The organism is Methylophilus sp., assembly GCF_052437885.1.
GTDB lineage: Bacteria > Pseudomonadota > Gammaproteobacteria > Burkholderiales > Methylophilaceae > Methylophilus.
On the sequence record NZ_JBQVPB010000019.1, the window covers coordinates 18,875 to 38,515 of the forward strand.

The 19,641-nt window shown below is 54.3% G+C and carries 19 protein-coding genes and 1 rRNA gene; 1 reads left to right on the forward strand and 19 read right to left on the reverse strand.

The annotated features are described in order from the left end of the window. Positions 1–23: 23 nt before the first annotated feature. From ACT6RZ_RS14395 to epsA, 4 genes are all read right to left on the reverse strand, one after another. Entirely contained in the window at positions 24–1,661 is a 1,638-nt protein-coding gene (locus ACT6RZ_RS14395; protein ID WP_444702780.1) for a ShlB/FhaC/HecB family hemolysin secretion/activation protein, read from the reverse strand. Positions 1,662–1,922: 261 nt separating this feature from the next. Continuing rightward, positions 1,923–3,326 carry a hypothetical protein gene (locus ACT6RZ_RS14400; RefSeq protein ID WP_444702781.1) on the reverse strand — a complete coding sequence of 468 codons (1,404 nt, stop codon included), beginning with the start codon at positions 3,324–3,326 and terminating at the stop codon, positions 1,923–1,925. 84 nt (positions 3,327–3,410) lie between these two features. Further along, positions 3,411–4,229: a PEP-CTERM sorting domain-containing protein gene (locus ACT6RZ_RS14405; RefSeq protein WP_444702782.1), complete on the reverse strand. Its 819-nt coding sequence runs from the start codon at positions 4,227–4,229 to the stop codon at positions 3,411–3,413. A 331-nt stretch (positions 4,230–4,560) separates the two neighbouring features. Beyond that, positions 4,561–5,394 carry an XrtB/PEP-CTERM-associated transcriptional regulator EpsA gene (gene epsA / locus ACT6RZ_RS14410; RefSeq protein WP_444702783.1) on the reverse strand — a complete coding sequence of 278 codons (834 nt, stop codon included), beginning with the start codon at positions 5,392–5,394 and terminating at the stop codon, positions 4,561–4,563. Between the two features lie 90 nt (positions 5,395–5,484). Between epsA and ACT6RZ_RS14415 the strand changes: the two genes are divergently transcribed. Beyond that, positions 5,485–6,246: a lytic transglycosylase domain-containing protein gene (locus ACT6RZ_RS14415; RefSeq protein ID WP_444702784.1), complete on the forward strand. Its 762-nt coding sequence runs from the start codon at positions 5,485–5,487 to the stop codon at positions 6,244–6,246. Between the two features lie 81 nt (positions 6,247–6,327). On the opposite strand, the gene ACT6RZ_RS14420 is transcribed toward ACT6RZ_RS14415, so the two are convergent. The 15 genes from ACT6RZ_RS14420 to rrf all read right to left on the reverse strand — a co-directional run bounded on the left by ACT6RZ_RS14420 (position 6,328) and on the right by rrf (position 19,623). After that, positions 6,328–6,846 carry a type II secretion system protein gene (locus ACT6RZ_RS14420; RefSeq protein WP_444702785.1) on the reverse strand — a complete coding sequence of 173 codons (519 nt, stop codon included), beginning with the start codon at positions 6,844–6,846 and terminating at the stop codon, positions 6,328–6,330. 3 nt (positions 6,847–6,849) lie between these two features. Further along, positions 6,850–7,248, reverse strand: a complete 399-nt coding sequence (locus ACT6RZ_RS14425) for a type II secretion system protein (protein ID WP_444702786.1) — start codon at positions 7,246–7,248, stop codon at positions 6,850–6,852. Next, entirely contained in the window at positions 7,235–7,765 is a 531-nt protein-coding gene (locus ACT6RZ_RS14430) for a type II secretion system protein (protein ID WP_444702787.1), read from the reverse strand. The genes ACT6RZ_RS14425 and ACT6RZ_RS14430 overlap by 14 nt, the downstream gene beginning before the upstream one ends. After that, positions 7,765–9,825, reverse strand: coding sequence for a secretin N-terminal domain-containing protein (locus ACT6RZ_RS14435; RefSeq protein ID WP_444702788.1), 2,061 nt, complete (start codon positions 9,823–9,825; stop codon positions 7,765–7,767). Before ACT6RZ_RS14435 ends, ACT6RZ_RS14430 begins: the two co-directional genes overlap by 1 nt. Positions 9,826–9,828: 3 nt before the next feature. Further along, positions 9,829–10,503, reverse strand: coding sequence for a hypothetical protein (locus ACT6RZ_RS14440; RefSeq protein WP_444702789.1), 675 nt, complete (start codon positions 10,501–10,503; stop codon positions 9,829–9,831). Then, a complete protein-coding gene (locus tag ACT6RZ_RS14445) occupies positions 10,493–11,128 on the reverse strand; it encodes a hypothetical protein (RefSeq protein ID WP_444702790.1) in 636 nt (211 codons plus the stop codon). Before ACT6RZ_RS14445 ends, ACT6RZ_RS14440 begins: the two co-directional genes overlap by 11 nt. Beyond that, the gene (locus tag ACT6RZ_RS14450; RefSeq protein WP_444702791.1) at positions 11,125–11,754 is read right to left on the reverse strand and encodes a PilN domain-containing protein; all 630 of its coding nucleotides are present in this window, start codon (positions 11,752–11,754) and stop codon (positions 11,125–11,127) included. Before ACT6RZ_RS14450 ends, ACT6RZ_RS14445 begins: the two co-directional genes overlap by 4 nt. Then, positions 11,744–12,595 carry a hypothetical protein gene (locus ACT6RZ_RS14455; protein ID WP_444702792.1) on the reverse strand — a complete coding sequence of 284 codons (852 nt, stop codon included), beginning with the start codon at positions 12,593–12,595 and terminating at the stop codon, positions 11,744–11,746. The genes ACT6RZ_RS14450 and ACT6RZ_RS14455 overlap by 11 nt, the downstream gene beginning before the upstream one ends. Beyond that, positions 12,576–14,273: a GspE/PulE family protein gene (locus tag ACT6RZ_RS14460; protein ID WP_444702793.1), complete on the reverse strand. Its 1,698-nt coding sequence runs from the start codon at positions 14,271–14,273 to the stop codon at positions 12,576–12,578. Before ACT6RZ_RS14460 ends, ACT6RZ_RS14455 begins: the two co-directional genes overlap by 20 nt. Continuing rightward, positions 14,270–15,445: a type II secretion system F family protein gene (locus tag ACT6RZ_RS14465; protein ID WP_444702794.1), complete on the reverse strand. Its 1,176-nt coding sequence runs from the start codon at positions 15,443–15,445 to the stop codon at positions 14,270–14,272. Before ACT6RZ_RS14465 ends, ACT6RZ_RS14460 begins: the two co-directional genes overlap by 4 nt. A gap of 5 nt (positions 15,446–15,450) precedes the next feature. Continuing rightward, positions 15,451–15,873 (reverse strand): type II secretion system major pseudopilin GspG, encoded by a 423-nt coding sequence (gene gspG / locus ACT6RZ_RS14470; RefSeq protein WP_444702795.1) that lies wholly within the window; start codon positions 15,871–15,873, stop codon positions 15,451–15,453. 185 nt (positions 15,874–16,058) lie between these two features. Then, a complete protein-coding gene (locus tag ACT6RZ_RS14475) occupies positions 16,059–17,888 on the reverse strand; it encodes an ABC transporter ATP-binding protein (protein ID WP_444702796.1) in 1,830 nt (609 codons plus the stop codon). Between the two features lie 2 nt (positions 17,889–17,890). Continuing rightward, a complete protein-coding gene (ispF, locus tag ACT6RZ_RS14480; protein WP_444702797.1) occupies positions 17,891–18,376 on the reverse strand; it encodes a 2-C-methyl-D-erythritol 2,4-cyclodiphosphate synthase in 486 nt (161 codons plus the stop codon). Positions 18,377–18,428: 52 nt separating this feature from the next. Beyond that, positions 18,429–19,121 carry a 2-C-methyl-D-erythritol 4-phosphate cytidylyltransferase gene (gene ispD, locus ACT6RZ_RS14485; RefSeq protein WP_444702798.1) on the reverse strand — a complete coding sequence of 231 codons (693 nt, stop codon included), beginning with the start codon at positions 19,119–19,121 and terminating at the stop codon, positions 18,429–18,431. 388 nt (positions 19,122–19,509) lie between these two features. Further along, positions 19,510–19,623 (reverse strand): 5S ribosomal RNA (gene rrf / locus ACT6RZ_RS14490). Between the last annotated feature and the right edge of the window lie 18 nt (positions 19,624–19,641).

The window sequence follows — 19,641 nt, forward strand, 5'->3', positions numbered from 1 at the left end:
CCATCACAATTCACAAAAAACCACTACCAGTCGAAACCCAGCTTGAAATGCAAGCGGATATCACCGTCTTCAACCGTGCCCACTGTACGCAGAGCCTGGGCAAGATCCAGCCTCAGGAAAGAGCCGAAGCGCCCTTTTGCATCCAGACCCAGGCCATACGAGGACAGAATGTACTGCTCGGTCTGGCGGGGTAATGGGTCACGTATCTTGGCAAAGCCATAATCATAAAAAGTCAGGAAACGCACGTCGGTGAACCACGGGCCCAGGTACTTATGCAAGGAAGGCGCCCTCAGCTCGGCAGTGGCATTCACACCCTGATCGCCCAGCGCACTGGCTTCGAGATAGCCACGTACCGTATCCAGGCCACCCAGGAAATATTGCTCGTTCGAGATCAGTGAATCGCCGGTCGCCTGGCCACCCAGTGAGCCATAGATTTGCCACTGCGACGGCAGGGTCTCGGTATGTTCGAACTGGCCACGCAGGTAGGAGAAGTTGGGGCGCGCCAAAAAGCGTTTGTTGGCAAATTCTTCTTCGTCGTTGACCAGAGCACGCGTGCCGAAAATAAAATTCAGGTCCAGCTTGCTGTTGCTGCTAGGCGTGACCAGATTGCCGGTATAGCCGATCAGGAAAGGTAAATAGGTGATGGGCGTGTTAAAGCTATCCGCGCCGAGTAGCGTGGTAGTCTCTTTAAAGTCTTTGTAATCGACACCCAGGGTCAGGTTATGGTTATAAGACTTGAACGGGCTGGACATGGGGTGTATGTAGCGCAGGCCGTAGATATTACCGTTACCCAATACATTGACGTCACCCACGGCACTGATATCACTGTCTGAAACCACACCGTACATGGCCCAGTAATCGCCGGCATACGGGATCACATAAGTGGCCGAAAACACTTTCACTTCTTGCGTGTCTTCAGGGGTGACCTGAAAGCCCAGACCCAGGCTGTGGTCGCTTTGCCACAGGTTGTCGTATCTCAAGTTGCCGGAAAGGCGGGTCCTGGATGTGTTAGGCGTGTACCTGTCATTCAGTTCCAGGCTGGCATGCAATGGGAATTTGTCGTCCACTTTCAAATCGACTTCGACCATGCCTGGTGATTTGCCCGGGCGCAGCACCGGTGCTACCACGCGGTCACCGTTGATATTGACCGAGGCGATCTGTTTCTGCACGGTAGGGAAATGTGGCACATGACCTTCTTCAAATTCGGTCACACTTTGCTTGATCTTGCCTAATGAGTAATATCTGGAACCCTGCACCGTCAGCTTTTCGATCTTGCCTTCCAGCACATCCAGTTTGACCACACCGCCATTGACTTCCTGTTCAGGAATATTGACGAACACCGTCAGGTAACCTTCTTCATGAAACGCTTTTTCCAGCGCGCTACGGGCTTTTTCCACATCGTCTATCGAGCGTTTCTCGCCTAAATAAGGGTAAACGGCTTTTTCGACCTGGCTGACGGTCAGCACGCTATTGCCGTTGACCACATACTCATAGATGCTGAAGGGCTCGCCCTGATCCGCCGCTTGCGCTGCCTCCTGCTCATTGACAGCGGCACCCCATGCGTTGAGCTTTTCTGGCGATGGCTGCGTCTGCTCTTCCGCGTGCAAGGCTAAACACCACAAACAACTCAACATATACAGCACACGAAGAAACAATTGCATCACCTTTCAAAGTCGGGTTCAGAGCAGAAACGCTCTATAACGGCTTGCCATTTTGAAAGAGCCGCGTGTCACAAAGATGAAATGCGGACTAGTCCGTTGACCATTTTTGCTAGCCAGAATGGGCTATTGCCAGCCACTTTTAAGACGAGTGCCGGCAGCATTGCTGCGTGTGCGTATATCGCGAGTGAAAAACAAAAAAGCACACCCGGTAGGGTGTGCTTTTATTGAGTGATATCGCAGCTTTTGACTGCAATATTAATCTTAGAACTTAGATGTCAATGGACGGCAGTTGTTACCCTGACGAGTCACTTTAGACACAACAACACCTTCGTTAGCTGTACCACCGCAAGCAGAGGTAGAGTTGTTCAGCAACAGACCACGTGGTACGTCTGAGCAAGCAACAGTGTTGAAACCAGACAGGATGTCATCGATCACAGTCGCGCCGAAGCCGGTAGCAGAGCTAGCCTTGAATGCTTTCAAATCGATCTGGAAGCCATAGTTACCTTGTGCAGATGTGTAACGTGCAAAAGAGTCAGTCGTGTTAGCAGCAGCACCAGTTTCAGGATGTACGCCATCCAGTTTTACATAGTGATAACCGGCAACAGTCGCGTTCTCCAGTGAAACAACACCCAGAGCATATTTACCAGCAGTGTTAGCAGCGATCAATGCATCACGTACGTTACCAGTTTCAGCACCTTCGATGATGGTGTAGATACCCTCAGCTGAGTCAGCTGCTGTAGCTGGGTTCAAGCTACCACCAGTTGCCGGGTTACCGTTACATGGGTTACCCAGGAAGAAAGCGTTTGAAGAAGCTTGTGTACCTGAAGTATCAACACGACGTGCAATGATCACTTCTGCATCAGCATCGTTAGGCAACAATGGTTTCCATGTTGCTGAAGAAGCATCAGAGATCAAGGCAGCGTATTGTGCACGAGTCACGTTAGGTGCGTTCTGTGGCAGGAATGTGCTTGATTCAGTGATGTTTTGCTGAGCTTGCAGAGCGCGGTACAGTGCGTCAGAAGCCAATACACCGAATACCTGTGTCACGCCTGTGTTCACAACAGTACCTTTACCTGTTACGTCGATACCGAACAAAGCTGGTTCTACATCAGAGAAGCCGCCTGCTGGTTTTTTAGGTGTGTTGTCTGTGACAGCGAAACCGTTAACAGTAGCACCTGTACATTTGTAGATCTGTGCAGCAGGTTGATGTGCTGTTGTCACGCTCAGTGTTGCAGTTGGTGCGCAAGTTGCAGTCGCAACGTTTTGCAAACGGTTCAGGTTAGTAACTACAGTACCACCGGTCAGGCTGCTGGCAACGTGTGGTGAGAATGCATTCACTGAACCACCTTGGTTAGTGAAGTAAAGTACTGAAGTCTTACCAGCGATCACACAAGCATAAGCCAGGTGATTACCAGCAGAGCTTGAACCTGGGCGTACGCTACCAGCTGCGGTACCAGCGTGGAAAATTGACAGTGTATTGTCCTGGCATTTGCTGGCAAAGCCCAGGAATACGTTGTAGCTAGGTGCAGATGCACCTGTGATCCAGGCTTGTTGCAGGTTTGCACCGGCATTCTGGATATCAGTTGGAGTCACTGGTGCTGCAAAAGCAGAGGTTGCTGCAAAAGCAGTTGCCATTGCGATGACCAATTTGTTCAGTTTTAACATGTTCGCTTCCTTGAGTAAAAGTTTGGATGAGGTGGCCAGCTTTTGGCTGGCCAACATTTCATGGCGTTTTTAAATTGTATTTAATTAAGCCTTGCGACGACGGGCAACCAGACCCACCAAGCCCAAGCCAGCCAGCAACATGGCATAGCTGTCAGCTTCTGGCACTGCTGAAACACTGGTAGTGAATGTCAGCAAACCGTTAGAAGACAGTTTGAATGTGTACAGACCATTTGCATTACCGGTGAAACCGATAGTGTTAGGTGTGCTGCCACCGTTAGTCACTGTTTGCAAAAAGTTAACTGTAGTGTCAAAAGGATTGATCGCACGTACACCTGCGTCGCCAGCTGCACCTGTACCGTAGGCATTGGCTGAACCAGCACCTGCAACATCAATGAGTGGAGCAGTACTTGCACCGTTAGCAACAGACTGGTGATTACCAGTACCGTTGGCAGCTAACAGGTATTTGTCAAAGTTGATCAGTGAGTTAACTGCTGTTGAAGTTTGAGTCACTGCATTGTTCAGGTCAGTTGCTGTCACGTAGTAACCACGTGCACCAACAGCGGCTGCACCACGCTGAGCACCTTCATTGTCTGAAGAGAAAATTGCCCAGTTAGAAGTACCAGATACTGCGATAGATGAAAAAGTGTTCCATGCATCTGCATAGTTACCTGTTGTCAGGTCCCAGCTGTAAGAACCACCGTTGCTGTCAGCACTGGCTACCAAAGCGCCGAACTGGCTGTATGTGAAGCCCAGGTCAAAAGTGGCAGAAATACCGTTTGCATTGTTCAGTGTTGACAGAACAAAGCTACCGTCACCGCTGCTACCCAAGCTGATAGCAGCTTGTGCTGGTACAGTTGCGGATAATGCCAAGGCTACTGCTAAAGCTTTCAATTGAAATTTCATAAACTTCTCCTCAAATTTCTAACAAAAATAATAAAAAGAACAAACTACAAACCTGCTTTTAAAAACGATCAATCGCGTCCCAAAAAATTATGGTTTACCAACATGACAACGTGACTTGAAAACCTAGTCCGTCAAGACTAGTCAACTTGGGACTAGTCAACCTGGGTCTAGCCGATTAGGGCTAATCCAATCGCATGTGGTGGCATGCATAAAAATCCCGTTTATTGTAGAAACTGAAGATGACAGTTTTGAATTTAAGACTAGTCCTAACGGACTAAAGGAAAGGGTGAGCAGAATAAGTTTTGGTGACAATGCAGGGCAACAGCGAACCTTACTGCTTGCGCGCGATCAGGCCCATCTTGAGTGCTTTGCTCGCCGCCTGGCCGCGATTCTCCACATCCATCTTTCTGAGGATGTTTTGCACATGGTTTTTGATGGTGAGCGGACTGATCTCCATGATGCTGCCTATCTCCCAATTGGTTTTGCCGGCCTGCAACCACTCCAGCACCTCCAGTTCGCGCTTGCTCAACGGCTTGACGCGGCCATTGCGGGCAGTGGTAGAAAGCACAGACGGGCATTTATTGGCAGTGACTTTTTCGATGGCACAGTGCAGGTGCGGCATCAGCAACTCCAGCAGGTGCGCAGTCTGCGCATTGATGGGAGAACTCAAACGACCGAACATCACCAGGGTGGCGATGCGGCTATGCTCGTTACCAAAGCCATGCACGACAAAACGCTTGAGCTCGGAAGCAGTCATTCGGTCGGCGTCTATCTGCTCTATGGCAAAGTGACTGTTTTGCTGGCTGGGGATCTCAGTGTGGTAGAACACCGGGATACCCAGTCTGCTCCACTGCTCAAATGCCTGACTGACCAGGCCGTCGGCCTCATGCAAGACCTGATCAAACTGCGTATCGCCAAAATAGCGGCTGGAGGTGAGATACTCGTAATCATAAGTAGGCCGCTCTGTACCGCGCACACCGACGATCACCACCTCATGTGCCATCAGACACTGGAAACCGCGCTGCAGCCAGTTAAAGAAGTGCGATCTATGCTGCAACCGCAATGACTCCTCTATCACCTCCATAAATAGCACGCGTTGTTCTTCATTCAGCACCAATCCCCACTGGTCATTGGCCTGATCCGTCCCTGTTATTGTTGTGCTCATGTGTGAATCACATTTATATAAATGGAGCATAGTTTGCGGAGAATTTGTGACAGAAAAATGATTGCCGCGTGTCAGTTGTTTGATGAATTGATGACAGCGGACCACATCAGGGAACAACTGCGGCAAACCTGGTTTGCCAGGCAAGACGCCCGTCTTTTGCATGTCATAAAAGCCAGGCATGATGCTGCCATGGTCACCCCTATGCGCCTTTCGCTATGCCTGCCCCTGCTGCTTGCCGCTGCGCAGCCGGCTATGCTCTGCGCCGAACCGGCAGCAGAGGTCAGACAGCTGGCGCAGCAGATCCTGCTCGATGATTCCAGCGAGACTGAACTGGTGATCAGCAATGTCGCCGGCGATGACGATCTACCAGAAGTGAACATGACTGGCCCCCAGCTGTCAGCGGCTAAACTGCGCTGGCAGAGCGGCAATATCCCCTACCAGGCTGAAGTGCAGGCAGTCGCCCGCGCAACCCAGGTAGACCCGGCGCTGATACACGCGGTGATCGCCACAGAGTCCGGCTATAATCCGCAGGCGCAATCCAAAAAAGGCGCTTATGGCCTGATGCAGGTATTACCGGCCACAGCCAGGACCCTGTCTGCCATCCCGGTCAAACAATGGTCTGTGCGCCAGCAGATCTTATGGGGGTCACGCTACCTCAAAAGCATGCTGGAGTTGTTTGAAGGCGATGTGACACTGGCGCTCGCGGCTTACAATGCCGGGCCGAATGCGGTCAAATCACGGCATAACAGCCTGCCCCCTTTTGCCGAAACGCGGCAGTATGTGCCTAAGGTACTCAGCTATTACCGGGCATTCAAGATACGTTTGCCGCACGATAGCGCAGCGCTGGAATAATCACCCTGCCCTAATGTTTTGCCCTGCCCTAATGTTTTGCCCTGCCCTAGTGTTTTGCCCAGGCCTAGCATTCTCCCGGGCCTAGCGTTTCGCCCAGGCATCTTCCAGCTCGGCCAGGGTATTCGGCGCATAGATGAACTGCCACTCGCGATAGTGCTTGGCAGCTTTAAAGTCGGATTGTGATTCCAGGTAACCCTCACTGCGGATAGGTGCCTGCAAGGACTGGCTGTGCACGCCGACGATACGCCCATTCTTCAGAATCAATGCCATGCCCTGTTTGCTAAAAAAGGGGTCGGGATAGAGTTTGCGTATATGCCGTTTCAACACCGGGAAGCGCTTATCCTCCACTAACTCCGTCAGCGTGGCCGGGTACTGTTTGACCGGCTCCGGCGTGGACTCATAATAACGCCCTATCGCCAGCCGGTAAGCTTCGCCCACTTCCAGCAACAAGGCTTCATTGGCGCGCTGGCTCTGCTGCTGCCACATGACTGCCGCCCCCTGCATGCCTATGGCGGCGATCACCAGCGTCACCAGCACGCCTATATAAGAAAAACCGTGTGCCGCGGACGGCTGTGCAGATGGTCTGGCTATGCCTCGCACAATCTACCAGTCCGTATACAAGCTGCCATCTGCCGCCTGGCCGCTGGCGCTGCTGTGCAGGCTATACACTCCGCCCACCAGCGGCAACTCGGGTGCGATGATGGTCCACACATCATTACGTTCAGCGATGGCATCCCAGGGCAGTTTGTCCAGGTAATGCCGGTCTACCAGTTCCTGCAAGGTCTCGGGATACTGCCCCTGGTCGCCATAAAACTCATCCAGCGCCTTGCGGGTGGTCGCCAGTTGCTGTTTCAGCGCCTGTTCTTTAGCGCGCTGTACCCCGGCAAAATAGCGCGGCACGGCCAGTGACAACAGCAACGCCAGGATCGATAACACCACCAGTAACTCCACCAGGGTGAAACCGGCGATACGTTTGCTCAGGCCAGCTTTACCATTGCGCATAGGGCACTCCGTTGATCCCGGTTTGCGTACTCAGCGAATACACATCATAAACATCCTGGCCAGAACGCGGCGACTCGGGCGGGCTGTCGTAACTGCGCAGGCCCCAGCCTATACCAGCACTCACCCCGGCGATCTGCTGCAGTTTAAGCATAGGGTCTGGCGGCACACGACGCAAAAAGCGCAATACCTTGCGTTTGGGGTCTTTGATATCCTGCACCCCTTCAGCCAGTATCTGCAGATTGGGCGGATAACCGCTGGCATCGGCATTTTTCTTGATGCGCCCGTCATCGGCGGCTTTCTTGTAGCCATCGATGGCACGGCGAATCTCGCGCAGGCCTTCACGTAGCTGCTGTTCTTTTTGCCGCTGCAAGGTGACTTGCACCATGGGCGTGGCCACACTGGCCATGATGGCAATGATAGCCAGCGAAACCATGAGTTCGACCAGGGTGAATCCGCTGCGCCTGCCGGCGCGTGCAGTCCGGCAACGCTTTGCAGCGCAGGGAGACAGCAGCCGCATCAAGGGATCACCTTGGGCGATGGCAAGGTGGTCGGTGATTGCTCCTGCACGTTGCCGCCATTGACATTGTTAGACATGCCGGGCACCGTATTCGTGACGTTAGAAGAAGGGAAAGTGCTGGCCGGCTCAGGCGGCGGCGGTAGTGCATCCGGCGCAGGAATGCTGGCTTCAGGCGGCACTGGTGTTTCAGGCGACTCTACCACCGGGGGCTCTATAGCCTCGTTCAGTTCACGCTGGCGCTGTGACTGCTGCTCACGTAATTGCTGGCCTCGCGTCAGCGTAGGCGACAGCGGTGTATTCAGCAGCGGCTTATCAGAGATCACGGTGTCGGTGCCGCTCCAGTACTCGGAGAAAGTCGCTTCCGGCAAGGTGACGTTGCTGATCACTTTAGGCGTGATCGCCAGCACGATCTCGGTCTTTTGCTTCTCGTCATTATGGCGCGAGAACAGTCTGCCCAGAATGGGGATCTCGCCCAAGAATGGCACTTTGTCTGCATTCTTGCGCTCGGAATCCTGGATCAGGCCGGCCAGGATCTGCGTCTCGCCATGTTTGAGCCGCAGTATGGTGCTGGCATTACGCGTGCCTATGTTAAACACCCTGGAGTTATTGCTCAGGGTCACCGCTTCGCCCAATGAGCTGACTTCCAGGTTGACTTTGATACTGACGTAGTCATCCAGCATGATGCGTGGCTCCACCTCCAGTTTCAAGCCGACATCAACATAAGAAACACTCTCGGAGGTGCCGACGTTGGCGGTGGTATTGGTGGTGATCACCGGCACCTTGTTGCCGACCAGTACTTTGGCTTTTTCGTTATTCTTGACCCGGATACGCGGGTTGGACAGCAGGTTCAGATCCGTATCAGTGGTCCTGAACTGCAAGCTGGGGTTTGGACTGACGCCGATATCGGAAGATTTAATGCTTTTGAGCGCCTCCAGCGTCAACGGGCTATTGAGTACCGTCAGTGAGGTAGGATAAATGATACCCAGATTCTGCAGTTTGCCGCGCGTGACTTCCATCACTTCGATTTCCAGCATCACTTCCGGGTCGGCGATATCCTGCGCTTTGATCATTTTTTCTGCCAGCGCCAGCACTTCGGGTCTATCCCTGAGCACCAGCATGTTCAGGCGTTCATCGACATAAACATCACGTATCTTCAGGATAGTACGCAACATGTCGGCGCACTGTTTGGCGCTGGTGTTGGCAAAGTAAAAGTTGCGTATCAGCAGGTCCTGGTAATCCTTGTTCTTTTGCTGGGTGGCGGGATACACCAGCAGGCTATTGGGCGACAGCACTTTTTTCTGCAAGCCGTTGCTGGTCAGCACCATGTCTATCGCATCTTCGATAGGCATTTTCTTAAGGAATACCGAAGCTTTCATTTCCGGCTTGATATCCTTATCCAGGATAAAATTCACGCCAGTCGCGCGTGACAAGGCCTCGAACACCACTTTGATATTGGCGTCGCGCAACTCCAGCGTCACTGGTTTACTCAAGCCGGTCTGCAATTGTGGCAAGGCGGCACGCGCGCGGGTTTCCAGCGCGATCAGCTGTCTTTCCAGCGCCAATGCCTGCTCGTTGGTCGGCTGCTCCAGCAGGATATCGCGCACTAGTTTCAATGCTTCTTTAGGCTGATCTATCTGTTGTTTAGCGGCTTCCAGTTGCTTGCGCAAGATGATCTCGCGCTCACCCGCCCTTTCGTAATCCAGCGCCTTGGGGTGGTGTGCGTCCAGCGTCAGTATGCGCGCGTAGATCTGCTTCGCTTCCGGGACATTGCCTTTGGCATCGGCGGCTTCAGCTTCAAAGGAGAGGGCATTGATCGCCTGTTCCCGCTCGCGGTACCAGCGGTTACGTAATTCCACATCCCCTGGTTTTTCAGCGACCAGCTTGCCTAATTCGTGTACTTTGCCCTCAGGCGTGGTGGCCGTGAGTTTGGGCTGGAACAGGCTACAGGCTGCCAGCGCAAAGGCCGCCCCCAGCAGCAAGACGGTGGTGCGCAAGCGGCTGGATAAACCGGTTGAACCAAGAGGTGCATGATTGGGAGATGTATGGTTGGAGTGACTCATGAATTATTGTTCTAAAGGAATATTGTCTTCGGTTTCCACCGCAGCCTGACGTTGACCTGCGGCAGCGGTTTTGGCTTTGCTCAGCACCACCACCTGATTGAGCGGCAGATAGGTGAAATACACAGATTGCTCATCTTCCCTGTCCAGCCGCCATTGCGCGGTCACCTGGCTTTTCAGCCTGGGCATCAGCACTTTTTTCTGCTGCATGAGGATCACCGTATTGCCTTCAGGCACATCCTGCAGACTGCCGACATAGGTGTAAGGCAGCGGCGGTGCTTTCGGGGGCGGCGGTGGTTGTGGTTTAGGTGGCGGTGGCAGCCACTCGTGCGCAGTAAACAGCGCATGGCTGACCTTGGCCGGTGATAGCCGCGGCAGCACGACATTGCTGACTGGCGCCGGGGTGACTGCAGCCGGTGTGGCTAGCTCTGCGACAAGCGCAGGGGTGGCATGGTCAGGTGCAGCGTGCTCCGTTGTGCTAGCGGCTATTGGCTCAGCGGCCGACTGTACATTGTTTTTTACCCGGGCAGGCGCCGTCAGGCTGCTGTCTGCAACCACGGTCTCATCCGCCGCATCCTGCCCGGCTGACCATTGCCAGTACACCAGCGCCAGGGTCAGCAGCAGGCTGGCCCACATCAGTAGTTGCCGTGATTTCTGTGGCTGAGCCGCCTCAAGACGCATGGTCAGCCCCTCCGCGGATAAAGATGGAGAATGTGAGTGTCGCCTCTATCACCGGCTGCAAGGTTTCGTTCTTGCGCAGTTCCAGCGCGGTCAGGGCCATGGTCGGGTAACGGCGCAGCACTTCACTGATAAAGCGGCGGCAGGTGACATAATCAGACTGGATAGTGAAACGCATATCAAATTGCTGTATAGGCTGCGACGTATTGGCGGCCTGACGTGCCTGCCATTGATAGTCACCCACATTGAGCGGGATATGATGCTTTTGCGCCAGCGCAGCCACCTGCAACATGCGCGGCGATAGCTCGCTACTGGCCGGCAGCTGTTGCCACAACTCGGACAGGGTGACCGGCTCGCTGGCTTGCTCAGGGGTTTTAGACTTGGACAGCAGCGCTTTTTTCAGCAGCGGCCCGCTAGCAACATGAGAGACAGCGGGCAATGAAAGTTGCTGCAATTCCTGCTCCATTTCAGCAAGCCTGGCAGTTTTTTCCGGTTGTTGCTGTGCCAGATACAGCCAGACGACGACTAACAGGCTGCTGGCTAGCATGGGTATCCAGCCCAGATACCAGGCACTGCGCCTGGCCAGCCAGACCAGCCCGGACAGAGAAGGCAAGCGTAGCCGACTCATGGCTGCCACCCGCCCTGGATCTCAAAACTGACTGGTCGTTGCGGATGCGTTTCTATCACCTGGTGTTTTTGCAGATGCACTTGTGTCAGCACTGCGGTTTGCTGCAACTGCCCTACATACTTCAACAGGGTGGTGTAATCCTTGGCTTCGCCGGATAGGGTGAATTGCCCGCGCGTGGCGTCTGGCAACAGCTGTAGCAAGGCGATGTCCTTGATCTGCCTGGATTCCAGCGCCTGCAATAAATCGAACCAGCGGATATTCAATTGTTGGGTGACGGTTTCCGCTTCTTTTTGTTGCGCCTGCGTGAGTGCGATAGCGGCTTTCTTTTGCGCAGCCGCATGCGCATTGCGCATCACCTGTTCTGGGGTGCTGGCAGACGTGATGTGCGCCACCACGGTCTTTTGTGACTGGCTGGCGGCTGCTCGCGCTTGCAGCAGTTGTGCTTTGCGTTGTGCTATGCGTTGTTCCATGACCTGCAACTGTGCATCGACCTCGTCATCAGCCTGCCAGGCAGTACAAACCAGCACAGCGCACAGCACTGACAGCAATACGCCTGGCCAGCGCAGCTTCTGCCAGGCAAACGCAGGCTGGGAGAATTCAAAATGATAGTTAGGATCAGGCCACATGTGCGACCTCCTGCCACAGGCTGGTGATCGCATGCGCGGCATACAGGTTCTTGCATGCCAGACGACCAGCCAGCTGTTGTGTCAGCCGCCGCCCTATGGCAGCCACCGGCTCGCAGGCCGGTTCGCTCAACCAGTAGCAGGGCGAGGCCTGCACACCCAGCAAGGTACGCTCGCGCAACAACCAGGCAGCCATGCCCTCTACATCGCTCAAGCCACTGACCAGGCTGGCCACATGGGTGATCTCGCCTTGCTGCAATTGCAATAGGCGCAGCATATGCGGCTCGGCACTGACAACCGTGCCATCAGCAGGCAGGCGGCTATGCGCCCATAGTGCGCAGGCATAGGGTTGCACTGACAGTTGCAGATATTTGTTTGGCGCCAGCAGGTTTTTTGCCGCCATGTTCTGTAACACTGGCGTAGTCGCGAGCAGGCAGGCATGGCTGGGCAGCACATCCTGCATACGCAACGGCCATTGCACCGCCACCTCGCCATAAGTATTGAGTAGCATGGCGCGTGCATAGGCTTGCCGCTCGCTGCCTGATAAAGCAGACGCCTGGCCGGATGCCTGGATGGCAGGCAATAGCATGAGGTGCACATGCTGGTCTGCCAGGTAGATCTCTATGCGTTGCCAGGCTGTGGCTGGCAGTTGCGCCATCACCGCGGCCATGGCGGCCTGCAAGGCATACGGCTCTGGGCTTTCCAGGCGTGCCTGGGCGACTGCCCTGCGTGTTTGTATCCCCGCCGGCCAGTGCTCAGCCAGCAGGCTGTCGGCCGTCACCAGTATGCGTGTCAGGCCGCACCACCGTATCTGGCTGAACATATCAGGCAATAAACGTGACACGGTTGATCTCCTGCAAACTGGTCATACCGGCGCCGGCAGCGCTGACGGCCGCTTCGCGTATGGTGCGCATGCCATTTTTGGCAGCGGCTTCTTTTAACTGGCGGATAGGCTCGCGCGCGATGATCATTTCGCGTAATTCATCATTGAGCACCAACACCTCTGCCACCGCCTTGCGGCCTTTGTAGCCGGTACCGCGGCAATGCCCGCAGCCCTTGGCATGTTTAAAGCTCATGCCTATCGTCTGTGCCGGGGTCAGGCCAGAGGCTTGCAGCAACTCGGCATCCGGCTCGAACGGTTCTGCGCATTGCGGGCACAGGCTGCGTACCAGCCGCTGCGCAATGATGCCGTTGACGGCAGACACAAAGTGGTACGGGTCTACCCCCATGTGCATAAAGCGGCCTATCACATCCAGCACACTGTTGGCGTGCACGGTGGAGAACACCAGGTGACCGGTCAGCGCCGCCTGCACGGCGATCTGTGCGGTTTCCGCATCGCGGATCTCACCGACCATGATCTTGTCCGGGTCATGCCGCAGGATAGAGCGCAGACCGCGCGCGAATGTCAGGCCTTTCTTCTCATTGACCGGGATCTGCAATACGCCTGGCAACTGGTACTCGACCGGGTCTTCAATGGTGACTATCTTGTCAAAGCCGGTATTCACTTCAGAGATAGCCGCATACAAAGAAGTGGTTTTACCGCTGCCGGTAGGGCCGGTCACCAGCACCATGCCGTAAGGCTCGCTGGCCAGTTTCCTGAATCTGGCGATCACATCGTCGTCAAAACCCAGCGCTTTCAGGCTTAAGCCCTGCGCTTGCTCAGTCAGTGCCTTGCGGTCCAGCACCCTTAATACGGCATCTTCACCAAAAGCACTGGGCATGATAGAAACGCGGAAGTCTATCAGGCGGTTCATGGCATGCACCTTGAAACGGCCATCCTGCGGGATACGCCGCTCGGCGATATCCAGTTGCGCCATCACCTTGATACGCGAGATCGCCTGTTCTGCGCTATCCAGCCCCGGGCTGTTGGCGATGCTGGCCATGACGCCATCAATGCGATACTTCACGGCCAGGCCGCCCGGATGCGATTCCAGATGGATATCGCTGGCGCCGGTTTTCAGCGCATCATATAAAGTGGAGTTGATCAGTTTGATGATGGGGTTGGCGTCTTCGTGTATGGATTTCAGCGAAAGCTGCATCACCACTTCTTCTTCGCCTTCCTGTGCCTGCTCTTCATGCAGGCCCATGCCGTCCATGGCGCGCATGGTTTCTTCTTCGCCGGCCAGGTAGGCGCTGATATCCAGTCTATGTGCCAGCCGCCAGGCATAGCTCTGCTGCACAGCATGTTGTGCCCATAACACTAGCTGTCTATCAAACGGGTCAGCAAACACCAGTATCAGGGCCTGGTTCTCATCATAAAAAGCCAGGCATTCCTTTTGCTGGGCAGTGTTGTAGCTGATGACATCGAACGCCACTTGCCACTCGCGCATCTCACGCATGCTGGCGACCGGGTAATGCAACAACTGCCCAAGTTGCTGGACCAGGTCTTCACTGTCCAGTGACAGTACTTCTTCGAGCACCTCGATGACGCGGCGCTGTTGCTGCTGCGCCAGAGTTTGCGCCTGGGCGATGCTGTCTGCGTCCAGCGTCGCCGGCGTGTGTTGGGGTAAAGGCTGATTCATTGGATCTGGCCCGCAAGTTCAAAGATAGGCATATACAGCAGCAACACGACTACCCCTATGACCAGGCCGATAAACAGCATAAGCAAAGGCTCAAACAGTTTGGTGAACCAGTCTATCCAGCGCGCCAGTTCTTCATCATAAAAACCGGCGATGCTGTCCATCATTTGTGCCACGTTACCGCCGCGCTCGCCGACCAGCAACATGCGTTCACCTATCGGTGTGGTCATGCCCGCCGTTTTAAAGGCATGCGACAGCGGCTGGCCCTGGCTGATCATGGTTTGCGCCTGCTGCAGGCTGAGTGCCATGCTGTTATCCAGCAGGCCGCCCAGCGAATCAATGGCCGTCATGATGGGCGTGCCACCCGCCAGCAACATGCCCATGGTGCGGTAAAAGCGTGCCAGCTGGTAGAGCTGCAACTTGGCCCCGACTGCCGGAATGCGCCAGATGGCCCTGACCATGGCTTGCCGCATGGCTGGGGTTTTAAATAGCACCACCAGGCCTATGATCATGCCGACCAGGATAGCCAGCATGGTTTCGCCATGTTGTGCGATCAGGGTGCCCCACTGCAGCATCATTTGCGACATCCACGGCAGATCGGCGCCTGTGCCTTCATACACGCTGCTGAATTTAGGCACCACAAAACCCATCAGAAACGCGATCACCAGGCCACCGACGATGATCAGCAGCATGGGGTAGATAGAAGCACTGACGATTTTTTTCTTTAACAGTGACACCTGGTTGTCATAAGCGATATAGCGCGACAAGGCATTGCCCAGATCGCCGGTACGCTCGGCGGCTTTGACGGTGGCAAAATACAGCGGTGGGAATATCTCGGGCTGACGTTCTAGCGCGGCAGAAAATGACTTGCCTTGCTGCAGGGATTGCAGGATGCCTTGCAACACCGTGCGGGTATGGTCCTGGCGTAAAGAAAGTGCCTCTATCGCTTCGACCAGGTTGAGCCCGGAATGCAACAAGGCCAGTAACTCCTGGCTGAACAAGGCCAGCGGGAAGGCCTCTTTTTTCAAACGCGCCTTGCCGGATTTATCCAGTTGCAACGAGACTGCCAGCAGGCCCTTGGATTTTAATTGTGCATAGGCATCCTGCTCGTCGTCGGCCTGTAACTCGACCATCGTCAGCAGTGAGCCATTCAATACTTTTGCCTGGTAGCGCATGCCAATTACCAGCTGGTAATGTCCTGCGACTCGCCGGTGCCGCCCGCCTGGCCGTCTTTGCCATAGCTGAACAGGTCATACTCGCCATGCTGGCCGGGGAAACGATATTGGTAAGGCTTGCCCCACGGGTCATTCGGCACCCCTTTTTTCAGGTAGGGGCCGCTCCAGCGGGTATCATTCTCGGTGTTAGTCATCAGCGCATTCAGGCCCTGCTCGGTGGCCGGGTAATGGCCCACATCCAGCCGCAACTGATCTAATGACTGCTCCAGCGCCGCGATCTGTGCCTTGGCTGTTTTTACTTCAGACTTGCCTATCTGCTGGAAATATTTGGGGCCGACATAGCCTGCCAGTAAGCCGATGATGACCATCACCACTAATAATTCTAGTAAGGTAAAGCCGCTACAGCTTTTGACTGAACGATGCGCCATCCAATATTGCTCCATGAAAAATTGATGACAATATTAAGCAGTTCAGATTGCAGAAAAGTGGCAGCAATGTGACAGACAGTCAAAGTTGTAAATCCATATTAACAACTTTGACTATCAAGGAGTTAGCGCATGGCTAAGCTAGACAGACACTAGCCGGATGGGAGCAGGCAGTTGTTCAGTGGCAGCTATTCGCCAAGAAAACCGCCACTCTGGTGTGCCCATAGTTTGGCGTAAATACCATTCAACTGCAGCAGCTCATGATGGGTGCCGGTCTCCACGATGCGGCCTTTATCCAGCACCACCAGTTTATCCATGGCCGCAATAGTAGAAAGCCGGTGCGCGATCGCGATCACGGTTTTGCCTTCCATCAACTGGGACAGATGGTGTTGTATGGCCTGTTCGACCTCGGAATCCAGCGCACTGGTCGCTTCATCCAGCACCAGGATAGGCGCATTCTTGAGCATGACACGGGCAATGGCGATCCGCTGGCGTTGGCCGCCTGAGAGTTTCACGCCGCGTTCACCGACATGGGCGTCGTAGCCGGTGCGGCCTTTGGCATCGCGCAGCGTCTGGATAAAGTCATGCGCTTCTGCCCTTCTGGCGGCAGCGATCATATCCTCTTCTGTGGCGTCAGGGCGTCCATAAAGGATGTTCTCGCGCACCGATCTATGCAGCAACGAGGTATCCTGCGTCACCATGCCGATCTGCTGGCGTAAAGAATTCTGTTTAACGGCAGCGATAGACTGCCCATCCACCTTGATATGGCCGGACTGGATATCAAAAAAGCGCATCAGCAGATTCACAATGGTGGATTTACCGGCGCCTGACCTGCCGACCAGGCCTACCCGCTCGCCTGGCTGTATGGTCAGGTTAAAGTTTTCCAGCAGGGCCGCCTGTTTTTCATAGGCGAAATTCACCTGGTCAAACTTGACCTCGCCGCGCGGTACCATGAGTGCAGGCGCAGTCGCAGTGTCAACTACGCGGTTCTCTACCGATAAGGTATTGATGCCATCCTGGACGGTACCTATCTGCTCGTACAGCGAAGTCAGCTCCCACATCACCCAGTGCGAAATACCATTGAGGCGCAAACTCATGGCCATCACCGCAGCAACCGCACCGGCAGCCACCAGGCTTTGCGACCACAACCATAGCACCAGGCCGCCGCTGGCGATGATCAGGCACATATTCAGGAAATGGTTGATGGTCTCTACGCCACTGACCATGCGCATCTGTCCGTGCACGCTGTCGAGGAACTCCTGCATGGCAGACTGGGCATAGTCAGCCTCGCGCCCCGCATGTGAAAACAGCTTCACGGTGGAGATATTGGTATAGGCATCGGTGATGCGCCCGGTCATGAGTGCCCGTGCATCCGCCTGCTGTTGCGAGACCTTGGCTAAGCGGGGGATAAAATACAGCAGTGCACAGCCATATAACAGCAGCCAGCCGAGAAACGGCAGCACCATCCACGGATGAAAGCTGCCCACCACGGTGACTATGGTCGTGAAATAGAGCAACACATAAACCATGATATCGGCCAGGATGAACCACACCTCACGCACCGCCAGTGCGGTTTGCATGACTTTGGCCGAGACACGTCCGGCAAACTCGTCCTGGTAGAACACCATGCTCTGATTCAGCATATGCTGATGGAACTGCCAGCGTAGCCGCATGGGAAAGTTACCGGCCAGGGTCTGATGTTTCATCAGCGTTTGCAGCGTAATGATCAGGGTACTGCCGATCAGGATCGCAATCACCCAGGTCAAAGTTTCCTGGTGCGTGGTCCACAGCTGTTGCGGGGCGATGGCAGTCAGCTTATCCACCACCTTGCCCATGAGCGCGAATAACAAGGCTTCAAAAGAACCGATACAGGCTGTCAATATGGTCATGCATAAGATGTACTTGCGCATGCCGTACGAACAGGCCCACATAAATGGCCAGAAGCGCGTGGGCAGGTTTTGAATAATTTCGCGTGGAAAAGGAGAGACCAGGCTCTCAAATTTGGAAAACAATCGCATGGTTAAACTTGTGTATAGATCAGGACAACGGCTTCGGCAGCAATGCCTTCGCCACGGCCGGTAAAGCCCAGTTTTTCGGTAGTAGTGGCTTTAACGTTAATAAAATCGATAGCGACCTGACAGTCGCTGGCAATATTCTCGCGTATGCTATGAATATGCGGGCCTAGTCGCGGCGCTTCACAGATCACGGTGGCATCCACATTGCCGATATAAAAGCCCTTTTGACGCAGCAGCTCGACCACGTGCCGTAGTAGCTCACGCGAGTCTATGCCTTTGTAGCGCATGTCTGTGGGCGGAAAATGCTTGCCGATATCGCCCAGCGCGGCTGCGCCTAGCAGGGCATCGCAAATGGCATGCAGCAATACATCGGCATCAGAATGTCCGTCCAGGCCAAGTGGATGCGGTATGTGTACGCCACCGATGATGCAATCGCGGCCACTGACCAGCGCGTGCACATCAAAGCCGTGGCCTATTCTAAAAGGCGTCATATAGTTTCTGCTTCATTATGTTTATTCAAGTTCACCAGGTTTGTTCAAAGGTTCAGTGTGCTACGGCCTGCATCAATGCAGCCACCACAGTTAAATCTTGCGGGTAAGTGACTTTCATATTTTTCAAATCCCCCAGCACCAGTTTAGGCTGATGCCCCATCCACTCCATCGCTTGGGCCTCATCGGTGGGCTGCCGGTGCAAATGCGTGCTTAACGCCTGCTGCAGGTCAGCGTGGCGAAACATCTGCGGTGTTTGTGCCTGCCATAGCTGATGCCGGGGAATAGTTTCGTCTATCAGGCCATGCGCATCAGCACGTTTCAAGGTGTCTGCCAGCGGTAGTGCCAGCAAGCCACCTATCTCGCTGGCAGAAATGGCCTTGATCAGGCGCCCTATCATAGTCTGATCTATACCTGGCCTGGCGGCATCGTGTACCAATATCCAGTCTTGGGCCGCGACCTCGTCAGCCATGGCCTGCAAACCATTCAGCACACTGGCTGCACGTGTTTCTCCACCACAGTCCACAACGCGGGTCTTTTTACAGTGCGACAACAGAGCCGGTTGCCAGAATGCATCATCTTTAGCTACCACTATCGTAATGCTGGCGACTTGCTCTATGCCCTCGAATATATCGATAGCATGTTGCAGGATTGGTTTCCCGTTCAGCAGTAAATATTGCTTGGGCGTCTCTGACTGCATGCGCGCGCCATGCCCGGCACCTGGAATTAAGACATGATATCTGGCCATTCCGATATTCTAACATGTCAGCTTCTGCCTCTTGGTCGCTGAATAGCCCACTTGGGTCAATGACAGGCGGGCCTGGTTTTCTTATGATGCTTGCATACGAGGGAGAAGACTCACATAACAGCCGTATCAAGCAGGCTAGACCTGTAGAAGCGGCGTGAACGACCATCACTAGTACAGCAAGCAGCAGTACAGCAAGACAGATTTCATGGCAGTCTATTTAATGTTTTATCCTAATAGACTTTGATAGCCCGGTGCGTGCACCGGGTTTTTTTATGCGTGTCGCGCCTGAGCTGGCGGGCAGTTCAAGCTCAACCACTCAGCTTGCTAATCACTTGAGTCTTACAAAAGCAAAAACCCCGCTATTGCTAGCGGGGTTTTTTTGTAAGGAGCTTGGGGATGACCTACTTTCGCATACGAAGAGTACACTATCATTGGCGCAAGTTCGTTTCACGGCCCTGTTCGAGATGGGAAGGGGTGGTTCCAAACCGCTATTGTCCCCAAACATAACTGGTAATGTTAT

What these genes read in the sequence shown, in the direction of transcription:
- ACT6RZ_RS14435 (WP_444702788.1), bottom strand. Translation starts at nt 9,825, where the DNA reads ATGAGTCACTCCAACCATACATCTCCCAATCATGCACCTCTTGGTTCA.
- ACT6RZ_RS14475 (WP_444702796.1), bottom strand. Translation starts at nt 17,888, where the DNA reads ATGCGATTGTTTTCCAAATTTGAGAGCCTGGTCTCTCCTTTTCCACGC.
- ACT6RZ_RS14400 (WP_444702781.1), bottom strand. Translation starts at nt 3,326, where the DNA reads ATGTTAAAACTGAACAAATTGGTCATCGCAATGGCAACTGCTTTTGCA.
- ispD (WP_444702798.1), bottom strand. Translation starts at nt 19,121, where the DNA reads ATGGCCAGATATCATGTCTTAATTCCAGGTGCCGGGCATGGCGCGCGC.
- epsA (WP_444702783.1), bottom strand. Translation starts at nt 5,394, where the DNA reads ATGAGCACAACAATAACAGGGACGGATCAGGCCAATGACCAGTGGGGA.
- ACT6RZ_RS14425 (WP_444702786.1), bottom strand. Translation starts at nt 7,248, where the DNA reads ATGCGCAATGGTAAAGCTGGCCTGAGCAAACGTATCGCCGGTTTCACC.
- ACT6RZ_RS14405 (WP_444702782.1), bottom strand. Translation starts at nt 4,229, where the DNA reads ATGAAATTTCAATTGAAAGCTTTAGCAGTAGCCTTGGCATTATCCGCA.
- ACT6RZ_RS14430 (WP_444702787.1), bottom strand. Translation starts at nt 7,765, where the DNA reads ATGCGGCTGCTGTCTCCCTGCGCTGCAAAGCGTTGCCGGACTGCACGC.
- ACT6RZ_RS14450 (WP_444702791.1), bottom strand. Translation starts at nt 11,754, where the DNA reads ATGTGGCCTGATCCTAACTATCATTTTGAATTCTCCCAGCCTGCGTTT.
- ispF (WP_444702797.1), bottom strand. Translation starts at nt 18,376, where the DNA reads ATGACGCCTTTTAGAATAGGCCACGGCTTTGATGTGCACGCGCTGGTC.
- gspG (WP_444702795.1), bottom strand. Translation starts at nt 15,873, where the DNA reads ATGGCGCATCGTTCAGTCAAAAGCTGTAGCGGCTTTACCTTACTAGAA.
- ACT6RZ_RS14440 (WP_444702789.1), bottom strand. Translation starts at nt 10,503, where the DNA reads ATGCGTCTTGAGGCGGCTCAGCCACAGAAATCACGGCAACTACTGATG.
- ACT6RZ_RS14445 (WP_444702790.1), bottom strand. Translation starts at nt 11,128, where the DNA reads ATGAGTCGGCTACGCTTGCCTTCTCTGTCCGGGCTGGTCTGGCTGGCC.
- ACT6RZ_RS14395 (WP_444702780.1), bottom strand. Translation starts at nt 1,661, where the DNA reads ATGCAATTGTTTCTTCGTGTGCTGTATATGTTGAGTTGTTTGTGGTGT.
- ACT6RZ_RS14465 (WP_444702794.1), bottom strand. Translation starts at nt 15,445, where the DNA reads ATGCGCTACCAGGCAAAAGTATTGAATGGCTCACTGCTGACGATGGTC.
- ACT6RZ_RS14460 (WP_444702793.1), bottom strand. Translation starts at nt 14,273, where the DNA reads ATGAATCAGCCTTTACCCCAACACACGCCGGCGACGCTGGACGCAGAC.
- ACT6RZ_RS14415 (WP_444702784.1), top strand. Translation starts at nt 5,485, where the DNA reads ATGACAGCGGACCACATCAGGGAACAACTGCGGCAAACCTGGTTTGCC.